Annotated in this window: 9 protein-coding genes; 2 read left to right on the top strand and 7 right to left on the bottom strand. The window is 66.3% G+C overall.

The features are described 5' to 3' along the window. Window positions 1-115 precede the first annotated feature (115 nt). Window positions 116-1,822 carry a hypothetical protein gene (locus EHO50_RS23205; protein ID WP_128433115.1) on the top strand — a complete coding sequence of 569 codons (1,707 nt, stop codon included), beginning with the start codon at window positions 116-118 and terminating at the stop codon, window positions 1,820-1,822. 5 nt (window positions 1,823-1,827) lie between these two features. Here the strand turns inward: EHO50_RS23205 and EHO50_RS23200 are convergent, their stop codons facing one another. Continuing rightward, complete coding sequence (locus tag EHO50_RS23200) at window positions 1,828-3,174, bottom strand: sugar transferase (protein WP_128433480.1); 1,347 nt, start codon at window positions 3,172-3,174, stop codon at window positions 1,828-1,830. 564 nt (window positions 3,175-3,738) lie between these two features. On the opposite strand from EHO50_RS23200, the gene EHO50_RS23195 reads away from it, so the two are divergent. Then, the gene (locus EHO50_RS23195; RefSeq protein WP_128433114.1) at window positions 3,739-4,251 is read left to right on the top strand and encodes a hypothetical protein; all 513 of its coding nucleotides are present in this window, start codon (window positions 3,739-3,741) and stop codon (window positions 4,249-4,251) included. A 102-nt stretch (window positions 4,252-4,353) separates the two neighbouring features. Here EHO50_RS23195 and tuf read toward each other — a convergent pair whose 3' ends face one another. From tuf to EHO50_RS23165, 6 genes are all read right to left on the bottom strand, one after another. Continuing rightward, entirely contained in the window at window positions 4,354-5,547 is a 1,194-nt protein-coding gene (gene tuf / locus EHO50_RS23190) for an elongation factor Tu (protein WP_030046358.1), read from the bottom strand. A 168-nt stretch (window positions 5,548-5,715) separates the two neighbouring features. Further along, complete coding sequence (fusA, locus tag EHO50_RS23185; protein WP_128433113.1) at window positions 5,716-7,842, bottom strand: elongation factor G; 2,127 nt, start codon at window positions 7,840-7,842, stop codon at window positions 5,716-5,718. Window positions 7,843-7,881: 39 nt separating this feature from the next. Next, entirely contained in the window at window positions 7,882-8,352 is a 471-nt protein-coding gene (gene rpsG / locus EHO50_RS23180; RefSeq protein ID WP_003992340.1) for a 30S ribosomal protein S7, read from the bottom strand. 2 nt (window positions 8,353-8,354) lie between these two features. Continuing rightward, window positions 8,355-8,726 carry a 30S ribosomal protein S12 gene (gene rpsL, locus EHO50_RS23175; protein ID WP_128433112.1) on the bottom strand — a complete coding sequence of 124 codons (372 nt, stop codon included), beginning with the start codon at window positions 8,724-8,726 and terminating at the stop codon, window positions 8,355-8,357. A gap of 356 nt (window positions 8,727-9,082) precedes the next feature. After that, the gene (locus EHO50_RS23170; RefSeq protein ID WP_128433111.1) at window positions 9,083-9,685 is read right to left on the bottom strand and encodes a DUF1707 and DUF4190 domain-containing protein; all 603 of its coding nucleotides are present in this window, start codon (window positions 9,683-9,685) and stop codon (window positions 9,083-9,085) included. A 160-nt stretch (window positions 9,686-9,845) separates the two neighbouring features. Beyond that, window positions 9,846-13,769, bottom strand: coding sequence for a DNA-directed RNA polymerase subunit beta' (locus tag EHO50_RS23165; protein WP_128433110.1), 3,924 nt, complete (start codon window positions 13,767-13,769; stop codon window positions 9,846-9,848). Window positions 13,770-13,824 lie beyond the last annotated feature (55 nt).

Raw genomic sequence — 13,824 nt, 5'->3', positions numbered from 1 at the left:
CGCCCCTGAGCGTGCCCGCGACCGTGGCCCGCACCATTGATGGACCATGCCAACGCTGAGCCGAAATGAATTCCTGTAGCGAAAAGAGCAGGATTCCGACGCAAGGGCAGACGGCATGCACGCTGGGCAGACGGCAGGCGATCTCGGCATCATCCGCACGACGGAAGACCCCGCACCAGCGCGCCGGCCGGCCGACGAAAAGAGACACCAGTCCCTTTCCTACGGACTGTTCGGCGCGGTCCTTCTCCTGCACTCAGCGCTCGCTCTGTTCATCGGGGCGAACGGCTGGGACGACGGATCCATCACTCTGGCTTTTGCGCGCACCTTTGCCGAGTCCGGCCAGATCGCGCTGACACCGCCATCAGAAACGGTCGAGGGATTTTCGAGTCCCCTGTGGTTCTTGCTGATGGCGGGCACCTACCGGGTACTGCCATTGGACTTCGGCGGCATGATCCTGGCCGGCCAGCTGTGGTCCGGGCTCTTCGCAGCCATCGGTGCCGTACTCGTCCACACCATGCTGCGACCGTACGGTCGCGTCCAGGCCTGGATGGTCAGCCTGGTGCTCTTCGGATATGGGCCGTTCCTCAACGAAACCATCAATGGAATGGAGATGACGTCACTGTCCGCGGTGGCGCTCGCGATCGTGTGGCTGTTTCGGAGCGGCCACCGCCATGCATGGATCGGGCTGATGCTGCTGGCTGCCACAGCCCCGTGGATCCGGGCGGAAGCCGTAGGCTACGTCATCGCCGGCGCTGTGGTGCTGGCGCTCTGTTCGAGGGAGTACCGCTGGGCGTGGGTCCTGGCCGCGGGGTCCGTTCTCTCCTTCGCGGTACTCACAGCACTTCGCCTGGCGATTTTCGGCTCGCTGCTGCCGAACACGATGATCGCGAAGCAGTCCGGCCCGTACAGCGCGAACTCGGCGTTCAAGCACATCCTGCAGGTGTGCGTGGCCGCGGTGGAGGTCCTCTACGTCCTGCTGCCGGCAGCGGTCATCGCCATCACCGTGTTGGCAGGCATGCGCAGCGGGTTGCGGCCGGTGGGAACCGAGGCGTTGAGGCGAATTCGCTCACGCAGCGTCCATCCCGTCGCGAGCTTCAGCCTCGGGTACATCGTGGCGATCGCGGCATTCAACGTGGGGATCGGCCGGAACTGGGGCTACATCGGACGGATGGAGCAGTCCGCGATCGCGCTGGGCGTGGTGGCGGTCGCGCTGTCAAAGCCTCATGCCTTGCGGTTTCTGAAATCCACGCCCCGCCTCTTCGCCGTGATCGCCGCGATGCTTCTGCTCACGGCCTGCGGCATCGAGAAGCAGTTCATCGCCGCACGGCTCCACCCCGAGGCCGCGGTTGCCGTCACTCCGGCTGCGTATCGAATGACCGGCGAGGCGATGGATGAGGTGCGGATGAAGCTGGGGCAGCCGGAACTGACCGTGTTGACCCCGGACGTCGGCGGCTCGAGTCTGTGCTGTACGAAGTTGAGGATTCTCGACCTCGCCCTGCTGGCCAATGCTGCACTCGCTCGCGACGGATACGCAGCGATGCCCTCGTACCTGAAAGCCACCAAACCCGAGTTGGTGGAGACACACGGCATGTGGTCGGAGGCCTCGAAGCTGTACGACATCGCCTATTTCCGGGACGACTACACGCCAGTCGTCGTCCGCGGAATGTGGATGTACCTGCGAAACGACCTCCATTCGAAGCTCGGTTCACAGTGCACACCGATCACCCCTGAGGAAACGCGCTCGCTTCGCTACCGCGGCACCGAGGTCGACGAGCAGTATGTGCGCTCCCTGAACCTCGATTCGGTGTGCCGGCTCTCCTGACTGGTTCAGTAGGCCCCGCGTCCGTCCAGCACAGCGCGGACCGTGCGGGCCATGACCGTCATGTCCCAGGTCCACGACCAGTTGTCGACGTACCGCAGATCGAGCGAGACGGTCTCGTGCCAGGACAGATCGGATCTGCCGCTCACCTGCCACAGTCCCGTGAGGCCGGGTTTGACACTCAGTCGGCGCATCTCCACCTGGTCGTAGCGGGCGACTTCCTCGGGCAGCGGCGGGCGGGGCCCCACCAGCGACATATGGCCGAGGAGGACATTGGCCAACTGGGGCAGCTCGTCCAGCGAGTAGCGGCGCAGAAAGCGCCCGGCGGACGTGACCCGCGGATCCCGCCGCAGCTTGAACATATGGCCGTCGTGTTCGTTCGCCGCCGCGAGGTCACCCTTCATCCGGTCCGCGTCCACGACCATGGTCCGGAACTTCCACATGGGGAAAGGTGTCCCGTCCCGGCCGACGCGGACCTGGCGGTAGATGACCGGCCCGGGCGAACTCAAGCGCACGGCGAGCGCCAGCAGGGCGAACAGTGGAGCCAGCACCATGAGCAGGACGAGCGAGCCGGCCCGGTCCGTGGCGGCCTTCAGCAGCGTCGGCAGGCCACGGCGTGTCGGCGGTGAGACGTCCAGCAGGGTGAGCCCGGCCGCCGAGGCGATACGGACCCTGCGCCGGGCCACTTCGACGATGCCGGGCAGCACCATCAGCCGGCGGCCCCGGTCGTGCAGGGCCCAGGACAACCGCCGAAGCCGGTCCCCGCACATGTGCCTGCCCGTGCTGACGAAGACCAGGTCGGCGCCGAGCGCCTCAGCCGCTTCCGCCACCGGCGCGGCATCCTCGTCCGGAGCGGCCCGCTCGCCGACCTGCAGCCGGTCTGACACGGGCACGCCGGACAACAGCTCTCCCTCGCCCAGCACACAGGCCCCGACCACCACATACCCGTGGTCCGTACGCTCGGCGAGCTGTCCGACCACGGCGTCCACCGCCCCGGCCTCACCGACGACGAGGACACGTCGAAGCCCTCGGGCGCGCCGGCGTACGGCCAGGATGCGGCGGTGGATCGCCTTGCGGCAGACCACGGTGACCGCCAACGCCGGACACAGCGCGGCGAGAACCGCCGCGGGTGGCTCGCCGAGCCCGAACACGGTCCGCAGCACGGCCAAGGTGCCGAGCAGCACCAGCCAGTCCCGCACAACCGGCCCGACCGGGGCGCCTTCGTCCCATGTCCAGGGTGCGTAGCGCGTGGCGGCGAGGCCCACAAGCACCCAGATGACCGTGATCACCACCGCCTGGTGCACGGGCCGGGCCGCACCGATCGCGAAGAACGTCACCGCAGTCGGCAGGGCCATCCCCAAGGAGTCGGCACCGACCGCGACCGGTGCGTACCACCTCTCCGCAGGGCGTCTGGGCGTGCTGGACCGGTGCGGTGTGAGGGGAATCGCCTGCCCTGACACCGCGCTGGTGGACTGCCGCATGGTTCTCCCTATGACCCCGGCCCTCGGTGAACACGTGGGGCGCGGCTGCCTCGGAGGAGCAGCTCACGCCCTATGTGAGGGTTATATCAACATTTTTTGAATGTATGTCCTACTTGCATGACTTACTGCCGGGCGTTTCCTGCACCCGGACGACGTGCTCCCAGGCCCGGAAAACCGGCCGCTCCTGGGGCGCGAGGGCCTCGTCGACCGCCCGCGACGACACGCCGACGCTCGGCCTTTCCGGTGCTCTGCAACCCGGACGGCCTAGGCAGAGGAATCGCCGGGAGTGGCGTTGATCAGATTGTGTAAATGATCAGATGCCCGGCAGCGGATGCGAATCAGCGCTCGAATCGCCGAAGGAACAGGCGCCACAGTCCGCGAAGGCCGGTACGCCCAGAACAAGAAGGAGTACTCGTCGTGCGAGTAGCTACTCGAGCAATGACCCCCTCACGACGCCCGAGATGGGGAGCACACTTCGCCGCCCTCGGCCTGTCGACGGCGCTGGCCATGACCTTCGCCACCCCCGCTTCGGCACAGGCGGGAGACCAACTGGACGCCGCCGTACCGCCCGTTGAGTACACGGCGGAGGTGAACCCGGACTGCGAGGACATCAACGGGTTCACCCTGGAGGTCGACACGGACAACGCGCCCGTAGACGGGGAAGTGCTCAACTTCTCTTCAGGGGGCCAGAACGGAACGATCACCCTCGGCGTCACGGAGGGCGAGCAAGGGCAGCTTCTCTCGTTCGACTTCGGCGACGACAGCGCCTTCGCCGCCGGTGCGGTCATCGTCAAGGGCAGCAACAACGCGAACATCTACGACTACCGGCCCACGATGGCCGGCCAGATCGAGGCCGACGAAACGCTGCACGCCCCGATCAACCCCAGCGGTGGCTTCGCCGACCTCAGCCACGTCGCCTTCTGCATCGTCCCGGACGGCTCCAACACCTGACGCGTCCCCCCGCGCCGGAAAAAGCAAAGGGGCCCGCACGACCGAAGTCGTGCGGGCCCCTTCAGGAGCTCGCGCTGGAGCTACCAGGTCAAATCAACAAGCTCACTTGTTGATCTTGGTGACCTGGCCGGCGCCCACGGTCCGGCCACCCTCACGGATGGCGAACTTCAGGCCCTCTTCCATGGCGACGGGCTGGATGAGCTCCACCTTCATCTCGGTGTTGTCACCCGGCATGACCATCTCGGTGCCCTCGGGGAGGGTCACCACGCCGGTCACGTCCGTCGTACGGAAGTAGAACTGCGGACGGTAGTTGTTGAAGAACGGCGTGTGGCGGCCACCCTCGTCCTTGGACAGGATGTAGGCCTGCGCCTCGAACTCGGTGTGCGGGGTGACCGAGCCCGGCTTGATGATGACCTGGCCGCGCTCGACGTCCTCGCGCTTGATGCCACGAAGCAGCAGACCGACGTTCTCACCGGCCTGGCCCTCGTCGAGCAGCTTGCGGAACATCTCGATGCCGGTGACCGTGGTGGTGGTCTTCTCCTGCTTGATGCCCACGATGTCGACGGTCTCGTTGACCTTCAGGACACCACGCTCGATACGGCCGGTGACGACCGTACCGCGACCGGTGATCGTGAAGACGTCCTCGATCGGCATGAGGAACGGCTTGTCGACGTCACGCTCGGGCTGCGGGATGTTCTCGTCCACGGCCTTCATGAGCTCGAGGACGGTGTTGCCCCACTCCTTGTCGCCCTCAAGGGCCTTGAGCGCCGAGACCTTGACGACCGGCAGGTCGTCGCCCGGGAACTCGTACTCGGAGAGCAGCTCACGAACCTCGAGCTCGACGAGCTCCAGGATCTCCTCGTCGTCCACCATGTCGGCCTTGTTCAGGGCGACGACGATGTACGGAACGCCGACCTGGCGGGCCAGGAGCACGTGCTCCTTGGTCTGCGGCATCGGGCCGTCGGTGGCGGCGACAACGAGGATGGCGCCGTCCATCTGCGCCGCACCCGTGATCATGTTCTTGATGTAGTCCGCGTGACCGGGGCAGTCGACGTGGGCGTAGTGACGCGTCTCGGTCTGGTACTCGACGTGCGCGATGGAGATGGTGATACCGCGCTGGCGCTCCTCGGGAGCCTTGTCGATCTGGTCGAAGGCCGAGGCCTCGTTCAGGTCCGGGTACGCGTCGTGCAGCACCTTGGTAATGGCGGCCGTGAGGGTCGTCTTACCGTGGTCGATGTGACCGATGGTGCCGATGTTGACGTGGGGCTTAGTCCGCTCGAACTTCGCCTTCGCCACGGGGTCCTCCTGTGGAGTGGTTCTGAACGCCTTGCTTCATCGGCGCCAGGTGATCTTTGCTGGAAAGCCCGGGCCCGAGGGCATTCCCCCACGAATGCGGGTGAATGCCCCTGCAGGCTCCGGAGTCAAGCCTAAAGCGTGTGAACGCAGCGCGTTGAACGCGGTGTGTTACTCGCCCTTGGCCTTCGCGATGATCTCCTCGGCGACGTTCCGCGGAACCTCGGCGTAGGAGTCGAACTGCATGGAGTAGCTGGCACGGCCGGACGTCTTGCTGCGCAGGTCGCCGACGTAACCGAACATCTCCGAGAGGGGCACGAGGCCCTTCACGACGCGAGCACCCGCCCGCTCCTCCATGGCCTGGATCTGGCCACGGCGGGAGTTGATGTCGCCGATGACCTCACCCATGTAGTCCTCGGGCGTGGTGACCTCGACGGCCATCATCGGCTCAAGGAGCACAGGGCTGGCCTTGCGCGCGGCCTCCTTGAAGGCCTGCGAACCGGCGATCTTGAACGCGAGCTCGGAGGAGTCGACCTCGTGGTAGCCACCGTCGATCAGGGTGACGCGCACGCCGGTCATCTCGTAACCGGCGAGGATGCCGAACTGCATGGCCTCCTGCGCACCGGCGTCGACCGAAGGGATGTACTCCTTCGGGATACGACCACCGGTCACCTTGTTCACGAACTCGTACGAGGCGTCGCCGCCCTCGATCGGCTCGATCGCGATCTGCACCTTCGCGAACTGACCGGTACCACCGGTCTGCTTCTTGTGGGTGTAGTCCACGCGCTCGACGGCCTTGCGGATCGTCTCACGGTAGGCGACCTGCGGCTTGCCGACGTTGGCCTCGACCTTGAACTCACGGCGCATACGGTCGACCAGCACCTCGAGGTGCAGCTCGCCCATACCACCGATGATGGTCTGGCCGGTCTCCTCGTCCGAGTGGACCTGGAAGGAGGGGTCCTCCTCCGCGAGACGCTGGATGGCGACACCCAGCTTCTCCTGGTCACCCTTGGACTTGGGCTCGATGGCGACCTGGATGACCGGCGCCGGGAAGTCCATGGACTCCAGGATCACCGGGGCCTTGTCGTCACACAGCGTCTCACCGGTCGTGGTCTGCTTCAGACCCATGACGGCGATGATGTCGCCGGCGCCCACCGCGTCGATCTCCTCACGCTTGTTCGCGTGCATGCGGTAGATCTTGCCGATGCGCTCCTTCTTGCCCTTGACGGAGTTCAGCACCGAGGTGCCGGACTCCAGGCGGCCCGAGTAGACCCGGACGAAGGTGAGCTTACCGAGGTGCGGGTCGCTCATGATCTTGAACGCCAGCGCGGACAGCGGCTCGTCCTCGGACGGCTTGCGCTTGACGACCTCCTCCGGGTCGTTGACGGCGTGGCCCTCGATGGCCTCGACGTCAAGCGGGGTGGGGAGGTAGCGCACGACCGCGTCGAGCAGGGGCTGGACGCCCTTGTTCTTGAACGCGGTGCCACAGAACACCGGGGTGACCGTGGTGTCGCTGGACTTGCCGGACGCGATGGTGATGCGACGGATCGCGGCGTACAGCTGCTCCTCGGTGGGCTCCTGGCCCTCCAGGTACAGCTCCATGATCTCTTCGTCGTTCTCGGCGACACCCTCGATCAGCTTGCCGCGGTACTCCTCGGCAGCCTCGGTGTGCGTGGCCGGGATGTCGACGACGTCGTACATCTCGCCCTTGGCGGCCTCGGCGGACCACACGAGCGCCTTCATGCGGACCAGGTCCACGACGCCCTTGAAGTCGGCCTCGGCACCGATCGGAAGCTGCATGACCAGCGGCTGCGCACCAAGGCGGTCCGAGATCATGTCGACGCAGCGGTGGAACTCGGCGCCGGTGCGGTCCAGCTTGTTCACGAAGCAGATGCGCGGCACGCCGTAACGGTCGGCCTGACGCCACACCGTCTCGGACTGCGGCTCGACACCGGCGACACCGTCGAACACCGTGACGGCACCGTCGAGGACGCGCAGCGAGCGCTCCACCTCGACCGTGAAGTCGACGTGCCCGGGGGTGTCGATGATGTTGATCGTGTAGTCGTTGTCCTCGAGCGGCCAGTGACAGGTGGTGGCAGCAGAGGTGATCGTGATGCCACGCTCCTGCTCCTGCTCCATCCAGTCCATGGTGGCAGCGCCGTCGTGGACCTCACCGATCTTGTAGCTGACGCCGGTGTAGAAGAGGATCCGCTCGGTGGTGGTCGTCTTGCCCGCGTCGATGTGGGCCATGATCCCGATGTTGCGGACCTTGGCCAGGTCAAGTGAAGTGGTAGCCATAAGGCTTCAGTCTTCTCTCGGTCTCGATGTGGGTAGCGACTACCAGCGGTAGTGCGCGAAGGCCTTGTTGGACTCGGCCATCTTGTGCGTGTCCTCGCGCTTCTTCACAGCGGCACCGAGGCCGTTGGAGGCGTCGAGGAGCTCGTTGAGCAGACGCTCGGTCATGGTCTTCTCGCGACGGGCGCGGGAGTAGCCGACGAGCCAGCGCAGCGCGAGCGTGTTGGCACGACCGGGCTTGACCTCGATCGGAACCTGGTACGTCGCACCACCGACACGGCGGGACTTGACCTCGAGGGTCGGCTTGATGTTCTCAAGCGCGCGCTTCAGCGTGATGATCGGGTCGTTGCCCGTCTTCTCACGCAGACCCTCCATGGCGCCGTAGACGATGCGCTCGGCGGTGGAGCGCTTGCCGTTCAGCAGCACCTTGTTGATGAGCGACGTGACCAGAGGAGAACCGTAGACCGGGTCGATGATGACCGGGCGCTTCGGGGCGGGGCCCTTACGAGGCATTCTTACTTCTCCTTCTTGGCGCCGTAGCGGCTGCGGGCCTGCTTGCGGTTCTTGACACCCTGGGTGTCGAGCGAACCACGGATGATCTTGTAGCGAACACCCGGCAGGTCCTTCACACGGCCGCCGCGCACGAGCACGATGGAGTGCTCCTGCAGGTTGTGTCCCTCACCCGGAATGTAAGCGGTGACCTCGATCCCGCTGGTCAGACGCACACGCGCGACCTTACGCAGGGCCGAGTTCGGCTTCCTCGGGGTGGTCGTGAACACACGCGTGCAGACGCCACGACGCTGAGGGGAACCCTCGAGTGCGGGCGTCTTGTTCTTCTCGACCTTGTCCTGCCGGCCCTTACGGACCAGCTGCTGGATCGTAGGCACTACTTCTCCGGTTTCTGTGTGCCGAATGGTGAAGCTAACCTGGAACGTCGCCGACCCACGCGGTCGGGTGTGTCGAATCCGGCGGATTCCCGCCGCGAGGCGAAAAGAGCACAGATTGCGGTGGCCGCTCACAGCTCGCTATGCGGTTGAAGGCACGCACGAGAGCCAGGGCACACCCCAGGCACAAGGTCTGAGCGTACCTACCTCATTCGCTGCGGTCAAAACAAATGGGCCTCGCCCACCTCGCCGCACGGCCCATGTCAAGACCGCAAGGCATGTTCGATCTTCGAATCGGCGGTCCCGGCACGTCGGAGCCGCAGCGCACAACCCCCGAACCGGCCACTCCCAGCACGTCCTCATGCGGACACCGCGGCGGCCACGAGCATCAGCGTCAGCAGGAGCGCCCAGGTCGCTGTCGACAGCCAGCCGAGCACGAGTCCGGTCAGGGCGAGCGCGTCACCGCTCTCCCCGGTGCGGCGGATCTCGGAGCGGGCCGCGTGCCCCAGGACCACCGCCGGGACGCCGGTCAGCCCGAAGGTCATCAGACACAGCACGCCACAGAGCGCCGAACCGACGGCCTTGCCGTTGGTCTGTGGCCGTGCCGGCAGGAAGGTGCGTGGCACGGCCGTGACGGGCGCAGGATGCGGTACGGGGCCCTGGGGCAGGTCGGCCACCAGCAGGGCCAGCTCGCCGACGGTACGGGCCGCGTAGGCCCGCTCGATCCGCTGGTCGAACTCGCCCTTGTCCAGGCGGCCCTCACCGAATCCCGCCCTGAGCACATCCACGGCACGCTCACGGTCGGCGTGCGAGGCGAGCATCGCCGGACTGCTCTGGGCTGGCCATGGCGGCTGCGGGGCGGCGCCGCCCTGCCACCTGAGCGGGGCATGGCTCCCGCGCCACGGCTGCGGAGCGCCGCTCCCCTGCCACGGCTGCCATGGCTGCCACGACGGATGGGTCATGGAGCACCTCCCCCGTACTGGTCGGAGTCCCTCCATCATGCGCCGAACCGGCATTCCCGGCATCGGGGTCCCCCCGGAGGAAACCCGGAGACGCCCCTGGGAACGCCGAAGGGCGGCCACCCCGAGAGGTGACCGCCCTTCAGTGCTTCAGACGCACGCCTTACTGGTTGTACGGACCGTAGTCGTAGTCCTCCAGCGGAACGGCCTGGCCGGAGCCCGTGCCGAACGGCGAGTAGTCGATGTCGTCGTAGCCGACGGCCGAGTACATCGCGGCCTTGGCCTCCTCGGTCGGCTCGACCCGGATGTTGCGGTAGCGGGACAGACCCGTACCGGCCGGGATGAGCTTACCGATGATGACGTTCTCCTTGAGGCCGATCAGGGAGTCGGACTTGGCGTTGATCGCCGCGTCCGTGAGGACCCTGGTCGTCTCCTGGAAGGACGCCGCCGACAGCCACGACTCGGTCGCCAGCGAGGCCTTGGTGATACCCATCAGCTGCGGACGGCCGGAGGCCGGGTGGCCGCCTTCCTGGACCACACGACGGTTCTCGGTCTCGAACTTCGAGCGCTCGACCAGCTCGCCGGGCAGCAGCTCGGCGTCGCCGGACTCGATGATCGTCACGCGGCGGAGCATCTGCCGGATGATGATCTCGATGTGCTTGTCGTGGATCGACACACCCTGCGAGTTGTAGACCTTCTGGACCTCGCCGACCAGGTGGACCTGGACGGCACGCTGGCCCAGGATGCGCAGCACGTCGTGCGGGTTGGTGGCACCCACGGTGAGCTTCTGGCCCACCTCGACGTGCTCGCCCTCGCTGACCAGGAGTCGGGCACGCTTCGAGATCGGGAACGCCGTCTCGTCGCTGCCGTCGTCCGGGGTGACGACGATCTTCTTGGTCTTCTCGGTCTCCTCGATCCGCACGCGGCCCTGGGCCTCGGAGATCGGGGCGACACCCTTCGGGGTACGGGCCTCGAAGAGCTCGACGACACGCGGCAGACCCTGGGTGATGTCGTCACCGGCCACACCACCGGTGTGGAAGGTACGCATCGTCAGCTGGGTACCGGGCTCACCGATGGACTGGGCGGCGATGATGCCGACCGCCTCACCGATGTCGACCAGCTTGCCGGTGGCCAGCGAGCGGCCGTAGCACATTGCGCAGGTGCCGACGGCGGACTCACAGGTCAGGACCGAGCGGGTCTTGACCTCCTCGACGCCCGCGTTGACGAGCACGTCGATGAGGACGTCACCGAGGTCGACGCCCGCCGGGGCGAGCACCTTGCCGTCGACGACGATGTCCTCGGCGAGGCAGCGCGCGTACACACTGGTCTCGGCGTTGTCCGCCTTGCGCAGGACGCCGTCGGCGCCGCGCTCGGCGATGGCCAGCTTGAGGCCGCGCTCGGTGCCGCAGTCCTCCTCGCGAATGATGACGTCCTGCGAGACGTCCACCAGACGACGGGTGAGGTAACCCGAGTCGGCGGTACGCAGGGCGGTGTCGGCGAGACCCTTACGGGCACCGTGCGTGGAGATGAAGTACTCCAGCACGGACAGGCCCTCACGGAAGGACGCCTTGATCGGACGCGGGATCGTCTCGTTCTTGGCGTTCGACACCAGACCACGCATACCGGCGATCTGCCGCATCTGCATCATGTTTCCTCGGGCACCCGAGTCAACCATCATGAAGATGGGGTTCGTCTTGGGGAAGTTCTCGTTCATCGCCTCGGCGACCTCGTTGGTCGCCTTGGTCCAGATCGCGATGAGCTCCTGAGTGCGCTCTTCCTTGGTGATCAGACCGCGCTCGTACTGCTTCTGGACCTTCTCGTCCTGCGCCTCGTACCCGCGGACGATCTCCTTCTTCGCCTCGGGAACGACGACGTCGGAGATGGCCACGGTGACACCGGAACGGGTCGCCCAGTAGAAGCCGGCCGCCTTCAGGTTGTCGAGCGTCGCCGCCACGATGACCTTGGGGTAGCGCTCGGCCAGGTCGTTGACGATCTCGGAGAGCTGCTTCTTGCCCACCGAGTAGTCGACGAACGGGTAGTCCTCGGGCAGCAGCTCGTTGAAGAGCGCGCGGCCCAGGGTGGTGCGCAGGCGGAAGGTGTCCCCCTGCTGCCACTCGCCCGCGGCGTAGCCGCTGTCGGATGCAGCGCCCTCCTCCTGCACCGGCGGGGTCCAGCCGCGCGGCGGGATGGTGCCCACCGGGAAGCGGATGTCGATCGGCGACTGGAGCGCGAGCTCACCGGCGTCGAACGCCATGATCGCCTCGGCCGTGGAACCGAAGGACCGGCCCTCGCCCTTGGTGTCGCGCAGCTCGCCGTCGGTGGTGAGGAAGAACAGACCGAGGACCATGTCCTGGGTCGGCATCGTCACCGGACGACCGTCAGCGGGCTTGAGGATGTTGTTCGAGGACAGCATCAGGATGCGGGCCTCGGCCTGCGCCTCCGCGGACAGCGGCAGGTGCACGGCCATCTGGTCACCGTCGAAGTCCGCGTTGAACGCGGTGCAGACGAGCGGGTGGATCTGGATGGCCTTGCCCTCGACCAGCTGCGGCTCGAAGGCCTGGATGCCGAGGCGGTGCAGGGTGGGCGCACGGTTCAGCAGAACCGGGTGCTCGGCGATGACCTCTTCGAGGACGTCGTACACGACCGTGCGGCCGCGCTCCACCATGCGCTTGGCGCTCTTGATGTTCTGCGCGTGGTTCAGGTCGACCAGGCGCTTCATCACGAACGGCTTGAAGAGCTCCAGCGCCATCGCCTTGGGCAGACCGCACTGGTGCAGCTTCAGCTGCGGACCGACGACGATCACGGAACGCGCGGAGTAGTCCACACGCTTACCGAGCAGGTTCTGACGGAATCGACCCTGCTTACCCTTCAGCATGTCGCTGAGGGACTTCAGCGGGCGGTTACCGGGACCGGTGACCGGGCGACCACGACGACCGTTGTCGAACAGCGCGTCGACGGCCTCCTGGAGCATGCGCTTCTCGTTGTTCACGATGATCTCGGGCGCACCGAGGTCGAGAAGGCGCTTCAGTCGGTTGTTCCGGTTGATCACACGGCGGTACAGGTCGTTCAGGTCGGAGGTCGCGAAGCGGCCACCGTCCAGCTGCACCATCGGGCGAAGGTCCGGCGGGATGACCGGCACGCAGTCGAGCACCATGCCCTTGGGGCTGTTGCTGGTCTGCAGGAACGCGGAGACGACCTTCAGGCGCTTGAGCGCACGGGTCTTCTTCTGGCCCTTGCCGGTACGGATGATCTCGCGGAGCTTCTCGGCCTCTTCGTCGAGGTCGAAGGACTCCAGGCGCTTCTGCAGCGCCGCGGCACCCATCGAGCCGTCGAAGTACGTGCCGAAGCGGTCACGCAGCTCGCGGTAGAGGAGCTCGTCGCCCTCGAGGTCCTGGACCTTGAGGTTCTTGAACCGGGTCCACACCTCGTCGAGGCGGTCGATCTCGCGCTGCGCACGGTCACGCAGCTGCTTCATCTCGCGCTCGGCACCCTCGCGCACCTTGCGGCGCACGTCGGCCTTGGCACCCTCGGCCTCGAGCTCGGCCAGGTCGGTCTCGAGCTTCTTGGCGCGGGCCTCCAGGTCGGCGTCCCGGCGGTTCTCGATCTGCTGCCGCTCGACGGAGACGTGCGCCTCCAGGGAGGGCAGGTCGCGGGTACGACGCTCCTCGTCGACGTACGTGATCATGTACGCCGCGAAGTAGATGACCTTCTCGAGGTCCTTGGGAGCCAGGTCGAGCAGGTAGCCCAGCCGGCTCGGGACACCCTTGAAGTACCAGATGTGCGTGACAGGCGCGGCCAGCTCGATGTGGCCCATCCGCTCACGACGCACCTTGGCGCGAGTCACCTCGACGCCGCAGCGCTCACAGATGATGCCCTTGAACCGGACACGCTTGTACTTGCCGCAGTAGCACTCCCAGTCCCGGGTCGGACCGAAGATCTTCTCGCAGAAGAGTCCGTCCTTTTCGGGCTTGAGGGTGCGGTAGTTGATGGTCTCGGGCTTCTTGACCTCGCCGTGGCTCCACTGACGGATGTCGTCAGCGGTGGCCAGACCGATCCGGAGCTCATCGAAGAAGTTGACGTCGAGCACTATGCGTCAATCCCTCTCAGGGTTGTAAGTCTTGGGGTCTGAAACGGGGGCCTGG

The organism is Streptomyces cyaneus (assembly GCF_004028635.1).
Classification (GTDB): Bacteria; Actinomycetota; Actinomycetes; order Streptomycetales; family Streptomycetaceae; genus Streptomyces; species Streptomyces cyaneus.
This window is presented reverse-complemented; position numbering and strand designations above follow the sequence as displayed.